The sequence below is a fragment of the Marinobacterium lacunae genome, from assembly GCF_000705555.1.
GTDB lineage: Bacteria > Pseudomonadota > Gammaproteobacteria > Pseudomonadales > Balneatricaceae > Marinobacterium_D > Marinobacterium_D lacunae.
Map to the genome: position 1 here is coordinate 1 of NZ_JMQN01000036.1, position 16,627 is coordinate 16,627.

A 16,627-nucleotide genomic window follows, 5' to 3' on the forward strand; every position below is an offset into this window, starting at 1 on the left:
TCGGAGACTCGTACTCTACGTGCGAGGTGTTGATGGTGATACCGCGCTCACGCTCTTCCGGTGCCTTGTCGATACCATCAAAAGCAACGGCTGCGCCGCCCCATACTTCTGAACATACGCGGGTCAGCGCCGCAGTCAGGGTGGTTTTGCCGTGGTCAACGTGACCGATGGTGCCGACGTTGACGTGCGGCTTGTTACGTTCAAATGATTGCTTAGCCATTTTGAATTCCCAACCTGTTCGATTGATGCCAGAGTCGCCAAATACGAAAAAGGGTAGACATATCACTATATCTACCCTTCTTAATATGGAGCTCATGGGCGGATTTGAACCGCCGACCTCACCCTTACCAAGGGTGTGCTCTACCCCTGAGCTACATGAGCACAACGTGATTGGAGCGGGTAGCGGGAATCGAACCCGCCTCTTCAGCTTGGAAGGCTGAGGTAATAGCCACTATACCATACCCGCCAATACCAGCTGACTTTTGATGGTGGTGGGAGGTGGATTCGAACCACCGAAGCTCGCGCGTCAGATTTACAGTCTGATCCCTTTGGCCACTCGGGAATCCCACCACATCACTTCGCTTATTCAACTGGTGCCGGCACGAGGAGTCGAACCCCGGACCTACTGATTACAAGTCAGTTGCTCTACCAACTGAGCTATACCGGCCTTGGCAACGAAGTGGGGCGTATCTTACTGATCGACTTAAGGGCTTGCAACCCCCTCACAATCATTTTTTTCAATTTTTATTCCAGGCCAGCTTGCAGCGATCAGCTGATTGATTTCACTGGATATTTCATAACCAGCCAAATGGGTAACACGCACCGCCCAAGCGGAATCTTCAGCCCGAATCTGCTCGACCCTCACTTTGCCACGCAACGCGGTCGGCAGACCCGTACGAACTTCATCCAGCGCGGCACGATCAGCAAAGCGACCGAACGACAACTGCCCACCGCGACTTTCAGGCACCCACCCCTGAACGGCCAGCGCATCCAGTAACGCTATACGCTCAGACGCATCGGCAGGCAGCGGCAACACCAGCTGCCACCCAATGACAGCCGGAGGTAAACTGACCACCTCTGTACCAACCGGCTCGGATGCCAACACCGACATCAGACGCTGCGCCTCATAACGAGAATTCAAGGGCGCATAAAGCAGACAAAGCCTCTCCCGCGCGGGCAACACCTCACCAGGCTCCAACTCGGAGAGCAGGCGCAGCCCCACCCCTGGACGCTCCGAACCAGCCCATTTAGGGGTGGCAGCGTGTTGCTGTGCATACCAGAAGAACAGCAGGGTATTGGCCAACAGCAGCAACAGGAAAAGCCAACGCAACACGGTTACTCCCCCACCGCCAGAACCAGACCATCCAGGACAAGGTCAGGTACCCACTCACCCTCCCCCATCAGATGCTGAAAGAGCTCTCCGTCACCCCCCGTCACCAGCAGCTGCGCCCCTGATGGAAGACTGTGTCTGACACGCAACTGTATTGCTTCGAATAGAAAGTCCGCACCATGAGTTACTGCATCGCTGGTATTGCAGCCGGGCGAAGAATCAAAAGCACTCACCGGTCGATCAACGAACACCCGCGCCGTATTACCCAACAAGGCCTGCTGAAGCAATCTCATGCCGGGCAGGATATACCCCCCCACATGATGGCCTGCACCCGACAGGTAATCGATCGTGATCGCGCTACCGCAATCAACCACACAACAGGCTCCACCGACACGCCGCCAGGCTGCCAACATCGCCAACCAGCGATCTACACCCATCGCTTCGGGGTTGGAATAACTGTTGAGAACACCGGCAGCTGAACGTGCGGCGGCAGCAAAGAGCGGCTTCGGAAGACCCGCGCTTTCGATCAGCGCATTTAAACGGGAATTAACATCATCAGATGCAACGGATCCGACACGCACAGTTTCAATGGGCCCCACCCACTCCAGTGCCAACGTATCAAACGCGTCGCGACTTCCGACCCGCCCACTCGACACAAGCGCACCGCAGGACGCCGTTATGCGCCATTTCAGGAAGGTATTGCCAACATCGATCTCTAGAATCATTCAGAAGCTCACGCTTGGGCACGCACGCTGATTTCGCCGCCATAATACGCCTGAAGCCGGCCATCGGACTCAAGCAACAGGGCACCGCGATCATCGACACCACGACAGATGCCTTCCACCTCGTGACTGCCACTGATCAGGCGCACCGGCGCATCCCGATGTGCATTTGCCTGCTGCCACTGATCTTTCATCACTGCAAACCCCTGACACTCGAACCGATCCAGCGTCTGCAACAGTGACTCTACCAACGTCGCCAGCAACACATTGCGCCCGGGGTGACCAGACACCAACCCTGCTACATCTATACAGGGCTGCCCAATCTGCTCCAACTGGGCGGCAGGCATCGATACATTGATACCGACCCCGATCACCACCTCACATTCGCCAGCGGCATCGCCGCTTATCTCGACCAGAATACCGCCGAGCTTGCGCCCCTGGCTAAGCAGGTCGTTGGGCCACTTCAATTGCACATCGTCGACACCCAGACGCTGCAATCCTTCGCGCAGCGCAAGGCCCACACTCAGACTCAACCCCTCAAGAGCGGCAAGTCCCGCCGAAAAACGCCAAGCCAGCGAGAAACACAGGTTCGCCGCATAGGGACTGACCCACTCACGCCCCCTTCGGCCACGTCCCTGACTCTGGTACTCCGCCGCGAACAGCCCGTTACGTGCTCCAGACTTGAGCGCCTCCAGCGCCAGCACGTTCGTAGAGGATACCTCTCGCTCGAACACCAGCTGCTCAAGCCGCCCTCTTGCCTCTGGCGACAACGCTTGCGAAAAGCGCTCCTGATCAAGCAGGTCCAACCCCGAGGGTATCCGGTAGCCGCGTCCCTTGACGCTGTAGACCTCAACACCCAGCGTTTCAAGGCGCTGAATCTGTTTCCATACAGCAGACCGACTGATGCCCAGCTGCTCCCCAAGCTCCCGGCCCGAATGAAACGCACCGTCACTGAGCAGAGTCAGCAGCTTTCCCATCGTCATCCGCGCACACCCTCTTGAGCTGCACGCTGCAGCACTATAAAGCTATAGTTGTAGGGATTATTCTCCGAGGCCGCGAAATCCTCTCGCCCCAGCTCACGCCACTGAGCGAGATCGAATTCCGGGAAACGGGCATCACCCTCAACGTCGGCATGAACCTGCGTCAGGTAGAGCCGGTCGGATAGCGGAAGCATCTGGCGATAAATCTCAGCGCCGCCGATCACCATCGCCTCATCCACTCCATCGATTTCAGCCTGTGCAGAGGCGCGTTCGATAGCTTCTTCCGGCGAGGACACCACAACCACACCTGGAGCACTCCAGCTAGCGTCACGGGTGATCACGATATTGCACCGACCTGGCAACGGCCGACCAATCGACTCAAAGGTTTTGCGCCCCATGATGATCGGTTTACCCATGGTGACCTGCTTGAAATACCGCAAATCCTCGGGAAGATGCCAGGGCAGCCTGTTTTCACTGCCAATGACCCGGTTTTCAGCCTGAGCCACTATTACAGCCACACGCATGGAGTCTCCTCAGATCGCTATGGGTGCACGGATGACCGGATACGGATCGTAACCTTCGATCTCGAAATCCTCGAACTCATATTCAAATAGCGACGCAGGTTTACGCCTGATCTTCAACTGCGGCAGTGCCCGCGGCGTGCGCGAGAGCTGCTCAGCGACGATCGATTCATCACTGAGGTGATTGGCATACAAGTGAAGGTCGCCAAAGGTGTGCACAAAGTCACCCACTTCAAGATCACATTGCTGCGCAACCATGTGCGTCAGCAGTGCGTAACTGGCGATATTGAACGGCACACCCAGGAAATAGTCGGCACTGCGCTGATAGAGCTGACAGCTCAGGCGCCCGTTGGCCACGTAAAACTGAAACAGCGTGTGACAGGGCGGCAATGCGGCTTTGCCGTTGCGCACGTTATCCTGGGGACTGACCGACTCGTCCGGCAGATCAGCCGGGTTCCATCCACTGACAATCAGCCGTCGCGAATCGGGGTTACGCCGTATCTGCGCCAGCAGTTCAGACAACTGGTCGACGGTACGCCCATCCGGGCACGCCCATGAGCGCCATTGCTTGCCATAAATAGGACCGAGATCGCCGTTCTCCAGCGCCCACTCATCCCAGATTGTGACTCCCCGCTCGTTTAGCCAGTTGTTATCGGTGCTACCCGAGAGAAACCAGAGCAGCTCATAGATGATGGACTTCAGATGCACCCGCTTGGTGGTCAACAACGGAAAGCCGCGACTGAGGTCAAACCGGAGCTGACGCCCGAACAATGAGCGGGTACCGGTGCCGGTGCGATCACCCTTATCGACGCCCTGCTCGGCGATCTCACGCATCAGATCGAGATACTGTTGCATACTGCTTTTTCGTCTCTAATACCGGAGGAAACCCATACTTTAACGTTTTAGCGTGCCTGACGCACCGCTCGATTGTCCTCTGCTGTAGGCCCATGCCATCAGCAGCACACCGACCAGGATCATCGGCAGCGACAGCAGTTGCCCCATGGTCAACCAGTGAAATGCCAGGAATCCCAGATGCGCGTCGGGCTCGCGGAAGAACTCGACTGCGGATCGGAACACTCCATACAGAAGCAAAAACAGTCCCGATACTGCCATGCGTGGCCGCGGCTTCGCCGAGTACCACCAGAGAATGGCAAACATCACCACCCCCTCAAGGGCCGCTTCGTACAATTGCGAGGGGTGACGCCCCAAACCATCGGCCGCGCGGGGAAAGATAACGCCCCAAGTCTGATCGGTAGGACGCCCCCACAACTCTCCGCCAATAAAGTTGCCGATCCGTCCAGCGCCCAGGCCAATCGGGATCAAGGGTGCGACAAAATCACTTAACTCAAAGAAGCGCTTGCCGTGCTGGTGGGAGAACCAGGCGATGGCAACCAACACACCGATAAGCCCGCCATGGAAAGACATTCCTCCTTCCCATATGGCAAACAGCCAAAGCGGGTCATCAACGAAATAGTCGAAGTGATAGAATAGAACATAACCAAACCGACCACCGAGAATGACGCCCAAAGCCCCCCAGAACACGAGATCCGAGACCTGCTGTTCGGTCCAGCCGGAGCCCGGCTGACGTGCCCGCCAACCACCCAAAGCCCACGCCGACGCAAAGCCAACCAGATACATCAAGCCGTACCAATGCACCTTGAGCGGCCCCAGATCCAGCGCCAACGGATTGATATCATGCACCCACACGTTATTTACATCCTCGAAAACAGATTAATCAACAGAAAGCGCAGACCGACCACGGTCAACAGCATTGCAAACACGACCTTCAATCTGCGCTGAGGTAGGCTGTGCGCCAAACGGGCACCAAAACGCGCCGCGAAGGAACTGGTCAGCACGATGCCGATCAACGCTGGCAGATAGATATATCCCAGATGCCAACCCGGCATCTGCGGCACATCCCAGCCCGTCCAGATATTCCCAAGCGCACCGACCAGCGCGATTGGTAATCCGCAGGCCGCCGATGTCGCCACCGCCTGCTGCATGCTCGACCGACGCCAATGCAGATAAGGAACGGTCAGGGTACCGCCGCCGATACCGAAAATCGCCGATGCGCAACCGACCAGACCACCGGCTACAGCAAGCTCAGGCGTCGCCGGGTCCCGGCCACCGGCGCTGGGCCGCAGATCAAATATCATCTGCGCGGCAACAGTCAGCGTGAAGCAACCAAACAGCAACTGAAGCACCGACCCACTCAGCGCGCCGGCTATCCAGACACCGCCCAGCGCTCCAGCCAGAATACCGACCGACAAGTAGGGAAAAAGGTTCCAGCGCACAGCGCCCTTTTGATGATGTGCACGCACCGAGGCTATGGAGGTGAACACGATGGTGCCAAGTGATGTGGCCACCGCCGCATGAGTCAAAACCTCCGGCGCCATACCTTGCAGGCCAAATGTGAATATCAACACCGGTACGATCAACAGCCCTCCGCCGATACCAAACAGCCCGGCGACGAAGCCGGCTATCGCACCGAGCAAGAGATAGAGCGCAAACGTAAGCAGCATCCGTCCTGTCCCGTCAGCAGAAAAGTGCACTATAGTAGGGCTTAAGGGAGTGAGTGAACATCCCCGCACGCGCTCATGGACAAGAAGCCGGCTGGAGCCCAACGATATGTGCCTGATCGTTATTGCCGTTAATCAACACCCTGACTGGCCACTACTACTGGTTGCGAACCGGGATGAATTTTACGCCCGCCCGACCCGCGCACTGGGGTTCTGGCCGGACGCACCAATCATTGGCGGCCGTGACCTGGAAGCCGGCGGTACCTGGATGGGCTTCAACCGCAATGGACGCTTCGCGGCGCTGACCAACTATCGCGATGGCCGCGAACCCTATCGTCCCGGCGCCTCCCGTGGACAACTGGTCGCCCACTACCTTCTGAACGAGACGCCTGCAGCGGAGTACCGCCCACCGGACGACGTCACCTCTGGCTACAACCTGATTCGTGGAGACCACAACGGCTTGTACTACAGCGGCAACCGCGGCGGGCAGCTGGAACGACTGGGCAATGGCATACACACCCTGAGCAATGCACTTCTGGAGAGCGAATGGCCGAAAACGCGTTTGGCGCGCCAGCTGATGGCCAAAACGCTGAGCAGCCCAAGCCTGGATACTGAAGCGCTGGTGAGCGTGCTGGCCGATGAGTCTCCTGCACAGGACAGCCAATTACCGGACACCGGCATTCCGCACGACAAGGAAAAAATGCTCTCGAGCTGCCTGATCCGCAGCCCCAATTACGGCACCCGGGCCACAACACTGATCATGCAGGCCAAGAGCGGCCTTACCCGCATTGTCGAACAACGCATGGACAGATCAGGCCCAATCGGCCGAACCGACTTCACGCTGTGGATAAAACCGCTGGGTGTATAACCTCAGTCACGGCCGGGCAACGCCGGCCGCGTAAGATTCCCAAGCCCCATGCTTTTCAACGAGGCTCTCAGGTATTGATGGATAGCGTCGGCGTCGTCCATGCGCATGACCCGCTGCAACAGCGCGTTCGCCTTTGCCAGACTGGTACCGCGAATGGCAGATTTCACCTTGGGCAGGTTATTGGAGTTCATCGATAATACGTCGTACCCCATAGCCATCAGTAGCAACGCTCCGCCCGGGTCCGAGGCCATCTCGCCACAGATCGACACCGGCTTGTGCTCCTTTCGCACCTCCTGCGCGACGAAATGCAGCACTTTTAACACAGCCGGGTGATAAGGCGCATAGAGGTCTGCCACCCGAGGGTTGTTTCGATCCACCGCCAGCAGATATTGCGTAAGGTCGTTTGAACCCACCGAAATAAAGTCCACCTTGCGTGCAAAGCGTCGTGTCAGATAGACCGCCGCTGGAACCTCCACCATGATGCCGACTGGTGGCCTCTCGACATCGAGCCCCTCCTCCTGCAACTCACGCACAGCACGATCGATCTGGGCACTGGCCTCCTCGATCTCATGCATACTGGTGACCATCGGCAGCATGATACGCAGATTGTTGAACCCCTGAGCGGCGCGCAGCATGGCCCGCACCTGCACCAAAAAGATTTCGGGGTGATCAAGCGTCACGCGAATGCCACGCCAGCCCAGGAAAGGGTTTTCCTCTTCAATCGGGAAATAGGGCAGTGACTTGTCGCCGCCGATATCCAGCGTTCTCATCGTTACCGGCCGCGGCGCGAATGCCTCAAGCTGGCGACGATAGATCTTCAGCTGCTCCTGCTCGCTGGGGAAAAAGTCTCGGGTCATGAAGGGGATCTCGGTTCGATACAGACCGATGCCCTCGGCACCGCGCTCAAGCGAGCGCTCCACATCGCTGACCAGACCGGTATTGACCCACAGCGGCATGCGATAGCCGTCGGTGGTCTGGGCAGGCAGATCCTTCAAAGTTTCAAGCCCCGCCGCGATCATCTGCTCTTCGCGCAGTATCTCGCGAAAGGCATTCTTCAGATCCTCCGACGGGTTTACATAGACGCGTCCCGTGTACCCATCGAGAATCATGTCCCGCCCCTCAAGGCGGGTAAAGGGCAGATCGACGACCCCCATGGCGGTCGGTATACCCATGGATCGGGCCAGAATCGCGGCATGAGAGTTGCCCGATCCACTGACAGAGACGAGTCCGACCAGCTTGTCCTCCGGCACCAAACCCAGCATGGTCGGTGAAAGATCGTCGGCAACCAGAATCGTATTGTCGGGGAACTCCACCTCGCCTGAGCCGGCGTTTTCCTGCAGATGACTGAGGACCCTGCGACCCAGATCGCGAATATCGGTGGCACGTTCACGCAGGTAGGGGTCTTCCATGGAGGAGAACTGGCGCACATGCTCATCCACCACCTCCCTGAGCGCGCCCTGCGCCCAGTTTCCGGCACGGATACGCTCGGCCACCTGACCGGCCAGAGCATTATCCTCGAGCATCCGCATATAGACATCGAACAACGCCTGCTCATCACTGCGCAGACGTTGAGCCAGCATTCGGCTGACCTCACGAATCTCGTTGCGTACCGCTTCCAGCGCAGTGGTGAACTTCTCAAGCTCGAGATCGATATCCCGCGCCGGCTTGTCGGGCACACCTTCAAGATCAGCAGGCAGCGTCGCCACAAATACCTGTCCGACTGCCACGCCCGGCGCACCTGCAACGCCGCTGAAACGGCGATCCTCAGGCAGGGGTGCACCACCGCCACTATGGTTCCCGACCGGCTGAATGGAGCCAGTCGCCTCGGCATGAGCTATGACGCCGGCCAGCTGAGCCGACACCGTAATCAGAAACGCTTCTTCTGATTCATCGAAGCGGCGACGCTCGAACTGCTGCACGACCAGTACGCCAAGGACCTCGCCCTGATGAATGATCGGCACGCCCAGAAACGCGTGATATCGCTCTTCACCAGTCGACTGGAGATAGATGTAGGAAGGATGCACCGAGGCATCTTCCAGATTGATCGGCTCTGCGCGCTGACCGACCAGACCGACCACGCCCTCGGTTGGTGAAAGGCTGACGACCCCGACCGACTCGGGATTCAGCCCTTGTGTGGCCATCAGTACATACCGCTGGGAGATCGTATCAAGCAGATAGATTGAGCAGACTTGCGTATGCATGGCGCGCTGGATACGCCTGACCGTAAGATCAAGCACGGACTCCAGATCCGGAGCCGCGCTGACTTCCTGTACGATCTTGCGCAGCACATTCAACATCGCCGCCATCTACACAGCCCCTTAATCTGTCTTAACGCTCTGAAACCGACTGCACACGCACCAGCTTCGGCGATAATTCTCTTAATGCTTTGCGGTATACCTCTCGTTTAAAGGACACCACCTGCCCCAGAGGATACCAATAACTGACCCAACGCCAACCATCGAACTCCGGCGAATCAGTTTCATCTATTCTCACTGCACTGTCATGACTGAGCATGCGCAAGAGAAACCACTTTTGTTTCTGGCCAACGCACACAGGGTGCGAATGGCGCCGGATCATGCGTTTGGGTAGCCGGTAGCGCAACCAGCCTCGTGTCACCGCGAGAATTTCAACATCCTTAGGCGATAACCCGATCTCCTCATTCAGCTCACGAAACATAGCCTGCTCGGGGGTTTCACGGCCCTGAATTCCCCCCTGCGGAAACTGCCAGGCATCTTGCCCGATGCGCCTTGCCCAAAGCACCTGACCCAGATCGTTGACCAGAATGATACCGACATTCGGTCTGAACCCATCTGAATCGATCAAATCTCAATCCCGAAATAACTATAGTAATATGCAGCTATTGTTCCATAGATCCCGAGCCGAGCAAATAGCCTGCCAGCTTGGCGCGAAACGCAGCGCAAGCGCTGTTTGCATGGCGGCGCGCCAGCCTCTATCCTAGCCTTCCCAATTGATCCAAGCCTGTCTCAGAGCGACTATTACGGGGTTCCAGCACGTGCGTTTAGCCATCTTCGATCTCGACAACACCCTCATCAATGGCGATAGCGATCACGCGTGGGGGGAGTTTCTCTGCCAGCGCGGCATCGTTGACGAGGCCGAATACCGGGCCGCCAACGACCACTTCTTCCGCCAGTACCAGAGCGGTGCGCTGGATATTCACGAATTTCTGAATTTTGCGCTGCGCCCACTGGCCAACCACGCCCCTGAACAACTTCAGAGCTGGCACGACGAGTTCATGCAGGAGTGTATAGAACCGATGATGCTGCCAGCGGCTCAGGCGCTGCTTGAGCAACACCGGCAGGCCGGGGATTACCTGCTGATCATCACTGCAACCAACAGCTTCGTCACGGCACCGATTGCCGCGCGCCTCGGCGTTGACGGACTTCTGGCGACCGAACCCGAACGGGTGGGTGATCGCTTTACCGGTCGCGTAGCGGGTACCCCCTGCTTCCAGGGCGGCAAAGTGGTGCGTCTCAATGCGTGGCTTGAAGAGACGGGCTATACACTGGCAGGCAGCAGTTTCTACAGCGATTCGCACAACGACCTCCCCCTGCTGGAGCAGGTGGAGCGGCCATATGCCGTCAACCCTGATGACAGGCTGCGCGAAGTCGCTACCGAGCGCAATTGGCCGATTCTCGACCTGCGAGTCTGATCAACCGACTCAGATCGCCACCTTGCATTCGCGCAACATGCGGTTGAGTTCGGTCATCACCTGACGACGTGTGATCAGGCCAACAAGCTTGCCACGCTCCACAACCGGATAGTTCTTCGGTTTGACCTTGCTCATCTGCTGGGCAAGCTCCAGCACGCTATCGCCCGGAGTTACGCACAGCGGATCCGGATGCATGATATCGGCCACCTGTATACGACTGTCGCAGTAGTAGCTGCTGCTGACCAGATAACGCAGGCAGTCATGTTCGGACAGAAACCCGATCACGGCGTGACGGTCATCGATGACGGGAAGCCCCATTTGACCCGAGGCCAGTATCAGCCCCACCGCATCGGATAGCGCCATCTGGCCGGTCAATGGTCGCGCGACAGGCAACATCAAGTCGCGCACCTGCTTCTGAAGTAGCATGCGATCCACCCTCCTCTTTAGTGTCCCGGCAGCTAAAGTGTGGCAGAGGATCGCGGCTTTTTCCTGTCAGCGCATGAAATAGTTGATCAGGGACACGGGTAGGTATAACGCCGATGAATCGCTTCAATTTCAGCGAGTAGATCGGCACTCAAACGCACCTCCAGTGAGGCGATATCGGCCTTGAGCTGCTCCATGCGTGTCGCACCGATGATATTCGAGCCCAGGAAGTCCCTGCTGTTTACGAACGCCAGCGCCAGCATGGCCGGTTCCATTCCCACACGCTTGGCCAGATCGACATAAGCTTCAGTCGCTTCCAGGCCCGAGTCGGTCATGTAGCGTGCAAACTGGGGGAACTGCTCAAGGCGTGAGCCTTCCGGGCGTACACCGCCAAGATACTTGCCGCTCAGCACACCGAATGCCATCGGCGAGTAGGCCAGCAGATCCACCTGTTCACGCAGCATCACCTCCGACAGGCCAACCTCCAGAGAGCGGTTGAGCAGGTTATACGGATTCTGTACTGACACCGGTCGTGGAAGATTATGCAGCTCGGACAGCTGCAGGAACTTCATGGTCCCCCAAGCGGTTTCGTTGGACAGACCGACATGTCGGATCTTGCCTTCGTCAACCAGCTCCTTGAGCACTTGCAGCGTCTCCAGAATCGGCGTGCCGTCACTCTCAGGCTTGTGTTCGTAACCGAGACGACCAAACATGTTGGTCGAGCGATCCGGCCAGTGCAGCTGATAGAGATCGATGTAATCGGTCTGCAAGCGGCTCAGCGAATCCTCGACAGCCTTGCGCAGATTGGCGCGATCGAAATGCAGATCGGGACGAATGTAGCTGACCTGCTCACCGGGACCGGCCGCCTTGGTGGCAATCACGACCTTATCTCGTGTACCCCTCGCCTTCAGCCAGTTGCCGATGTAGCGTTCGGTATTGCCCTGATACTTCGGATCGGTGGGAACGGGGTACATCTCCGCAGCGTCGAACAGGTTGATGCCCTGCGCCAAGGCGTAGTCCATCTGCTCGAAAGACTCAGCCTCGGTGTTGGTGCGCCCGAATGTCATGGTACCCAGGGCAATCCGACTCACATTCAGGTCTGATCGTCCCAGTTTCTTGTACTCCATACTCCCTCTCCTTCTCTCTGGGCTGGGTTAACCGGCCGCTATCAGCTGGCCGGCAGGATGCGCAGAAAATACGCTTTGAGATATTCCGTCTCCGGGATCGCCGGATGGATCGGATGGTCGGCCCCCTGATATCCCTGTGCGAATATCTGCGCGTTGCGGTCAAGCTCACGGCTGTTGGCCCTGAGCATATCCACTAAACGTTCGCGCTGCAGGTGCATTGAGCAGGAAGCCGATACCAGCATGCCGTCCTTCGCGAGCAGCCGCATCGCGAAATTGTTGATCCGGCCGTAAGCCCGCTCACCGTTTTTCACATCCTTGCGCTTCTGGATAAACGCCGGCGGATCGACGATTACCACATCGAAGCGCTCCTTCTCGGCGACCATCGCCTTACACAGATCGAACGCATCGCCCTGCAGGGCACGGAAGCGGCTTTCGGCATCGTTAATTCGCGCATTCTCGGCCGCCACTTCAAGGGCACCTGCCGAGGCATCCAGACAAAACACCTCTTGCGCGCCCGCAGCCAGTGCCTGGGCACCCCAGCCACCGACATAACTGAACAGATCGAGGACACGCTTGCCCTTGACCATCGTCTGCATGCGTGCGCGATTTTCACGGTGATCGTAGAACCAGCCCGTCTTCTGCCCGGTCAGTACCGGCGCCAGCAACTGAACACCGTTTTCCACCAACGGCACCAGCTCGGGCACCTCGCCCTGAACCACTTCAACGTAGGTTTCCAGCCCCTCTATCGAGCGCATCTTGCTGTCATTGCGCAACACGATTGCCGCAGGCTTGAAAACCTTGTTCAAGGCATCGACCACCTGATCCTGCACGCGCTCCATGCCCGCGGTGGAGATCTGCACGACAAAAATATCGAAAAAACGATCAATCACCAGACCCGGCAGGCCATCGGAGTCGCCGAACACCAGTCGATAGCAGGGCTGGTCGAACTGGGCTTCACGCAGCGACGCCGCCACCTTGATCCGGTGCACCAGTAACGAGCGATCCAGCGGATGATCGTCACGACTGATCAAGCGGGCACATATCAGCGTATTGGGGTTCACGTAGGCGAGCCCGAGCGATTTGCCACGCGCATTGAGCACCTGCACCTGCTCACCCGGCTCAAACGCTTTCAGCGGCGAACGCTGGTTATCCACTTCGTTGCTGTAGATCCAAAGGTGGCCCGCACGCAGACGACGGTCCGCGTTGGCCTGAAGCACCAGAGGTTTAAAAGTCATAACGGTCGTTTCGGTAGGATGACTGTCCCGACATCGCCGGGACAGATATAAGAGGGATCAGCGAGTACGATTCAGCCCTATTCGGCTTCGCACTGCTCGCTGTAGGTATCGGCGTCCAGCAGATCATCCAGCTCTTCGGCATCACTGAGCTTGATCTGGAAGAACCAGCCATCGCCGTAGGGGTCGCTATTGACCAGCTCAGGCGCCTCTTCGAGGTCTTCGTTGACTGCAATCACCTTGCCACTGAGTGGAGCGTATACATCGGAGGCGGCTTTTACCGACTCGACGACACCGGTTTCATCACCGGCCGCTATTTCGACACCCACTTCAGGTAACTCAATGAATACGACATCACCCAGCAGTTCCTGCGCATGGTCGGTGATACCGATGGTGACGACACCCTCACCTTCATCGCGGATCCACTCATGGCTGGCAACATATTTCAATTCACTCGGGACATTGCTCATCTTCTGATCCTTAGTCGTCAACTTCAGGAAAAACCCTTCACGCCCACGCGCATCCAATACACTACTGCAGCGCTGTCAGCGGCACCAGTCCAACCAGTTTAGACGCCCGTCCCTGAATTCGCCGCCTGGCTCTCGCGCTGCGAAAAGGCCGACAATGTATCGGCAAAACGGGACCAGTTCAATCGTGACCCCAACCTCTATGAAAGGCCACGGCGCGCCAGACGAGGCACGTCCCCACGCAGCCCCATCGCCATCAACATCAAGTGCTGCTTAACCGGCGCCATTCGGTTTACCAGACTCATGCCGCCCGAGCGCAGCAGACGCACAGGGGCGGGCAGATCATCGAACAACCGGCGAAACCCTTCCATTGCCGCGGCTGTCTGCAGATTAGCGGCCCGGCGCATGCGCTGATAACGACGCAGCACGCGCTCATCACCCGGTGACTCTCCGCGTGCGCGGGCATCCAGCAGCACCTCAGCAAGAGCGGCCGCATCCAGCAACCCCAGATTGACACCCTGCCCCGCCAGCGGATGGATGGTGTGTGCAGCATCGCCCACCAGCGCAAGCCCGGACTGCACGTAACGCTGGGCATGACGCTGCCTCAGAGGGTGCAGAAAACGTGTATCGCAGGCACGCACCTCGCCGAGACGATACTCGAAGGCATGGCCGAGCTCAGCACAGAACGCCTCATCCTCAAGCGCCATCAATTCACGCGCGTGAGCCGGAGAGGTGGACCAGACAATCGACATTTTGCGCTCGGACGGATCGGCCAGTGGCAGCAGAGCCAGCGGCCCATCTTCGGTGAACCGCTGCCAGCAGGTAAAGCGGTGGGGCTTCTCGGTTTCAATGGTGGTCACGATCGCATGATGGCCGTAGTCCCACTCGGTTGCCCCCATACCGGTCAACGCACGAATACGGGACTGGGCACCATCGGCCCCCACCAACAGGGCCGTCTCCAGCGATTGAGCCCCCGCAAGACGGATCGTCCGTTTACCCTGCTGATCGGGCGGTGAAACGGACTCGATTTTGACCCCCGCGTCGAACCGGATATTCTCGCTCTCGAGCATCACCGAGTAGAGTGCAGCCAGAGTCACCCGATTCTCGACGATATGGCCCAGACAAGGCTCATGCAGCTCGGCAGCGCTGAATTGAATGGCACCGGTTCCGCGACCGTCCCAGACATCCATATCGGTATAGGGACAGACACGGGACGCCTGCATGTTAGGCCAGGCACCGACATGGGTGAGAAATTGCTGGGATGCGCAGGTGAGCGCACTGACCCGGGGATCGAAACCCTGCTCAGCGAGCGCCGGCAAGGCATCGATCAGCGCCTGAGGCGACCCCTCACGACTCTCCAATATACGGATCGACAAGCCACTGGGTGCCAGCGCACATGCCAGCGCCACACCCACCATACCGCCGCCGACGATCACTACATCACTTTTGTCCAGTGAGCCCTCTGCTCCCGATGCCATCCGCGTTCCCCTTACTAAACCAATCCGTATCGTCTGACGATCAGCGCAGATGCGGCGCAGGCTGATCCAACCCCATCGCCGCCCGCGCCAACAGTGTCTTGGCCAACGGGCAGACATCCAGTAGCGCCAGCCCGATATCACGCGTCAGCGTCAGCATGGGCTGCTCGCTGGTAAACAGTTTCATGGTGCGATCACTGAACTGAATGGTACGAAACTGATCGGACCGACGGGCTTCCTCGAATGCCTGAAGGGCCTGAAGTTCCCCTAAGGGCAAGCTCTCCCTGGAACGCTGGATGATCAGATCGGCCAGCGCCGTCACCCCCCTGAACGCCAGGTTGAATCCCTGCCCGGCTATGGGATGCAGGGCATGGGCGGCATTACCGAGCACAACAAGCCCCGCACGTACCTGCTCTTCGGCCAACACCAGCTTGAGCGGATAGTGATAACGTTCGCCCACGCGAACCAGTCGACCCGCCCGGTAACCGAAGCGCTGTTGCAAACGCTCAAGAAACACACGCTCATCGAGCGCCAGAATCTCATCGACCTGACCTTCAGGCAGCGTCCAGACCAGACCGCACCGCGCCTGACCATCCAGATCCTCACCCGGCAGCAGCGCTATAGGCCCTGTATCGGTGAAACGCTCGTAAGCGATATTTCGGTGGGGGCGATCAAGACTGACATTGGCCACCAACGCATGCTGTTCATAGCTGCTCTGGCGATAGCCGATACCGATTTTTTCTCTCAAGGCCGAGCGGCCGCCATCGGCCATGACGACCAGATCCGCGCTGATTGCGTGCTCGCACTCATCTTTGCGCAGCAGGACCTTGCAGCCTTCAGCCCGATTATCCAGATCGAGCACCTCGGCCGGGGAGATAAAGTCGACCCAGGGCGCGCCATCCTGACGCAGGCGACTGAGCAGGACCTGACCCAGCCAGTGGTTTTCCACCACATAGCCAAGCGCCGGAACATGCTCGCGCTCGGCATCGAGCCGGGTTGAGCCGAAATGCCCCTTGTCGGATACGTGGATGTGTTCGATCGCCGTCAGGTGCTCAGCCAGCGTCTCCCAGATGCCCATCCGCTCGAATGCCGCGCGAACACCAAAGGCCAGAGCGGTGGAGCGCGCATCGTAGCTCGGCTGGAAGACCGGCTCACCGGACTTCGGCATCGCCTCCGCCTCGACGACAGCCACTCGTAGTTCAAGCTGCGCCGCAACCGGCAGCAGGGCGCAGGCCAGACTGGCCCCGACCATACCGCCACCGACGATCAGCACATCATACTCGTTACGCATCT

General features: G+C 58.4%; 18 protein-coding genes and 4 tRNA genes. 2 read left to right on the top strand and 20 right to left on the bottom strand.

Annotation, left to right across the window (positions count from 1 at the left end; all coding sequences use genetic code 11):
- The 12 genes from ADIMK_RS11125 to ADIMK_RS11180 form a co-directional block, all read right to left on the bottom strand.
- A partial coding sequence (locus ADIMK_RS11125) for a GTP-binding protein (RefSeq protein ID WP_036187879.1) occupies nt 1-220 on the bottom strand: 220 nt, incomplete at its 3' end.
- Between the two features lie 86 nt (nt 221-306).
- Nucleotides 307-381 (bottom strand) — tRNA-Thr (locus ADIMK_RS11130).
- A gap of 10 nt (nt 382-391) precedes the next feature.
- Nucleotides 392-466 (bottom strand) — tRNA-Gly (locus tag ADIMK_RS11135).
- Nucleotides 467-486: 20 nt separating this feature from the next.
- Nucleotides 487-570, bottom strand: a tRNA-Tyr gene (locus ADIMK_RS11140).
- Between the two features lie 21 nt (nt 571-591).
- A tRNA-Thr gene (locus ADIMK_RS11145) sits at nt 592-667 on the bottom strand.
- 36 nt (nt 668-703) lie between these two features.
- Nucleotides 704-1,333, bottom strand: a complete 630-nt coding sequence (locus ADIMK_RS11150; protein ID WP_036187890.1) for a hypothetical protein — start codon at nt 1,331-1,333, stop codon at nt 704-706.
- Between the two features lie 2 nt (nt 1,334-1,335).
- The gene (locus ADIMK_RS11155) at nt 1,336-2,055 is read right to left on the bottom strand and encodes a type III pantothenate kinase (RefSeq protein ID WP_036187895.1); all 720 of its coding nucleotides are present in this window, start codon (nt 2,053-2,055) and stop codon (nt 1,336-1,338) included.
- A gap of 8 nt (nt 2,056-2,063) precedes the next feature.
- Nucleotides 2,064-3,035 carry a bifunctional biotin--[acetyl-CoA-carboxylase] ligase/biotin operon repressor BirA gene (gene birA, locus ADIMK_RS11160; protein WP_036187897.1) on the bottom strand — a complete coding sequence of 324 codons (972 nt, stop codon included), beginning with the start codon at nt 3,033-3,035 and terminating at the stop codon, nt 2,064-2,066.
- Nucleotides 3,032-3,556: a dihydrofolate reductase gene (locus ADIMK_RS11165; protein WP_036187899.1), complete on the bottom strand. Its 525-nt coding sequence runs from the start codon at nt 3,554-3,556 to the stop codon at nt 3,032-3,034. The genes birA and ADIMK_RS11165 overlap by 4 nt, the downstream gene beginning before the upstream one ends.
- A gap of 9 nt (nt 3,557-3,565) precedes the next feature.
- Nucleotides 3,566-4,408 carry a thymidylate synthase gene (locus ADIMK_RS11170; RefSeq protein WP_036187901.1) on the bottom strand — a complete coding sequence of 281 codons (843 nt, stop codon included), beginning with the start codon at nt 4,406-4,408 and terminating at the stop codon, nt 3,566-3,568.
- A 39-nt stretch (nt 4,409-4,447) separates the two neighbouring features.
- Nucleotides 4,448-5,260 (bottom strand): prolipoprotein diacylglyceryl transferase, encoded by an 813-nt coding sequence (lgt, locus tag ADIMK_RS11175; protein WP_036187903.1) that lies wholly within the window; start codon nt 5,258-5,260, stop codon nt 4,448-4,450.
- A gap of 5 nt (nt 5,261-5,265) precedes the next feature.
- Nucleotides 5,266-6,075: a sulfite exporter TauE/SafE family protein gene (locus ADIMK_RS11180; protein WP_036187906.1), complete on the bottom strand. Its 810-nt coding sequence runs from the start codon at nt 6,073-6,075 to the stop codon at nt 5,266-5,268.
- Between the two features lie 106 nt (nt 6,076-6,181).
- Between ADIMK_RS11180 and ADIMK_RS11185 the strand changes: the two genes are divergently transcribed.
- Complete coding sequence (locus ADIMK_RS11185; protein ID WP_036187909.1) at nt 6,182-6,940, top strand: NRDE family protein; 759 nt, start codon at nt 6,182-6,184, stop codon at nt 6,938-6,940.
- A 2-nt stretch (nt 6,941-6,942) separates the two neighbouring features.
- On the opposite strand, the gene ptsP is transcribed toward ADIMK_RS11185, so the two are convergent.
- The gene (gene ptsP / locus ADIMK_RS11190) at nt 6,943-9,237 is read right to left on the bottom strand and encodes a phosphoenolpyruvate--protein phosphotransferase (RefSeq protein ID WP_036188306.1); all 2,295 of its coding nucleotides are present in this window, start codon (nt 9,235-9,237) and stop codon (nt 6,943-6,945) included.
- 31 nt (nt 9,238-9,268) lie between these two features.
- Nucleotides 9,269-9,763 (bottom strand): RNA pyrophosphohydrolase, encoded by a 495-nt coding sequence (locus ADIMK_RS11195; protein ID WP_036187912.1) that lies wholly within the window; start codon nt 9,761-9,763, stop codon nt 9,269-9,271.
- 190 nt (nt 9,764-9,953) lie between these two features.
- Between ADIMK_RS11195 and ADIMK_RS11200 the strand changes: the two genes are divergently transcribed.
- Nucleotides 9,954-10,610, top strand: coding sequence for a histidinol-phosphatase (locus ADIMK_RS11200; protein ID WP_036187915.1), 657 nt, complete (start codon nt 9,954-9,956; stop codon nt 10,608-10,610).
- 9 nt (nt 10,611-10,619) lie between these two features.
- Here the strand turns inward: ADIMK_RS11200 and ADIMK_RS11205 are convergent, their stop codons facing one another.
- The 6 genes from ADIMK_RS11205 to ubiH all read right to left on the bottom strand — a co-directional run bounded on the left by ADIMK_RS11205 (nt 10,620) and on the right by ubiH (nt 16,625).
- Nucleotides 10,620-11,036 carry a CBS domain-containing protein gene (locus ADIMK_RS11205; RefSeq protein WP_051692875.1) on the bottom strand — a complete coding sequence of 139 codons (417 nt, stop codon included), beginning with the start codon at nt 11,034-11,036 and terminating at the stop codon, nt 10,620-10,622.
- A gap of 86 nt (nt 11,037-11,122) precedes the next feature.
- Nucleotides 11,123-12,160 (bottom strand): NADP(H)-dependent aldo-keto reductase, encoded by a 1,038-nt coding sequence (locus ADIMK_RS11210; protein WP_036187916.1) that lies wholly within the window; start codon nt 12,158-12,160, stop codon nt 11,123-11,125.
- A 41-nt stretch (nt 12,161-12,201) separates the two neighbouring features.
- Complete coding sequence (locus ADIMK_RS11215) at nt 12,202-13,395, bottom strand: class I SAM-dependent rRNA methyltransferase (protein ID WP_036187918.1); 1,194 nt, start codon at nt 13,393-13,395, stop codon at nt 12,202-12,204.
- Nucleotides 13,396-13,472: 77 nt separating this feature from the next.
- On the bottom strand, nt 13,473-13,862 hold the full coding sequence (gcvH, locus tag ADIMK_RS11220; protein WP_036187921.1) for a glycine cleavage system protein GcvH: 390 nt from the start codon (nt 13,860-13,862) through the stop codon (nt 13,473-13,475).
- A gap of 197 nt (nt 13,863-14,059) precedes the next feature.
- Entirely contained in the window at nt 14,060-15,337 is a 1,278-nt protein-coding gene (locus ADIMK_RS11225) for an FAD-dependent monooxygenase (RefSeq protein ID WP_051692876.1), read from the bottom strand.
- Between the two features lie 40 nt (nt 15,338-15,377).
- The gene (ubiH, locus tag ADIMK_RS11230) at nt 15,378-16,625 is read right to left on the bottom strand and encodes a 2-octaprenyl-6-methoxyphenyl hydroxylase (RefSeq protein WP_036187924.1); all 1,248 of its coding nucleotides are present in this window, start codon (nt 16,623-16,625) and stop codon (nt 15,378-15,380) included.
- Nucleotides 16,626-16,627: the final 2 nt, after the last annotated feature.

Coding starts and splice junctions, on each gene's coding strand:
- ADIMK_RS11155 (WP_036187895.1), bottom strand. CDS start 2,055: ATGATTCTAGAGATCGATGTTGGCAATACCTTCCTGAAATGGCGCATA.
- birA (WP_036187897.1), bottom strand. CDS start 3,035: ATGACGATGGGAAAGCTGCTGACTCTGCTCAGTGACGGTGCGTTTCAT.
- ADIMK_RS11165 (WP_036187899.1), bottom strand. CDS start 3,556: ATGCGTGTGGCTGTAATAGTGGCTCAGGCTGAAAACCGGGTCATTGGC.
- ADIMK_RS11170 (WP_036187901.1), bottom strand. CDS start 4,408: ATGCAACAGTATCTCGATCTGATGCGTGAGATCGCCGAGCAGGGCGTC.
- ADIMK_RS11180 (WP_036187906.1), bottom strand. CDS start 6,075: ATGCTGCTTACGTTTGCGCTCTATCTCTTGCTCGGTGCGATAGCCGGC.
- ADIMK_RS11185 (WP_036187909.1), top strand. CDS start 6,182: ATGTGCCTGATCGTTATTGCCGTTAATCAACACCCTGACTGGCCACTA.
- ptsP (WP_036188306.1), bottom strand. CDS start 9,237: ATGTTGAATGTGCTGCGCAAGATCGTACAGGAAGTCAGCGCGGCTCCG.
- ADIMK_RS11205 (WP_051692875.1), bottom strand. CDS start 11,036: ATGCTACTTCAGAAGCAGGTGCGCGACTTGATGTTGCCTGTCGCGCGA.
- ADIMK_RS11210 (WP_036187916.1), bottom strand. CDS start 12,160: ATGGAGTACAAGAAACTGGGACGATCAGACCTGAATGTGAGTCGGATT.
- ADIMK_RS11215 (WP_036187918.1), bottom strand. CDS start 13,395: ATGACTTTTAAACCTCTGGTGCTTCAGGCCAACGCGGACCGTCGTCTG.
- gcvH (WP_036187921.1), bottom strand. CDS start 13,862: ATGAGCAATGTCCCGAGTGAATTGAAATATGTTGCCAGCCATGAGTGG.
- ADIMK_RS11225 (WP_051692876.1), bottom strand. CDS start 15,337: ATGGCATCGGGAGCAGAGGGCTCACTGGACAAAAGTGATGTAGTGATC.
- ubiH (WP_036187924.1), bottom strand. CDS start 16,625: ATGCGTAACGAGTATGATGTGCTGATCGTCGGTGGCGGTATGGTCGGG.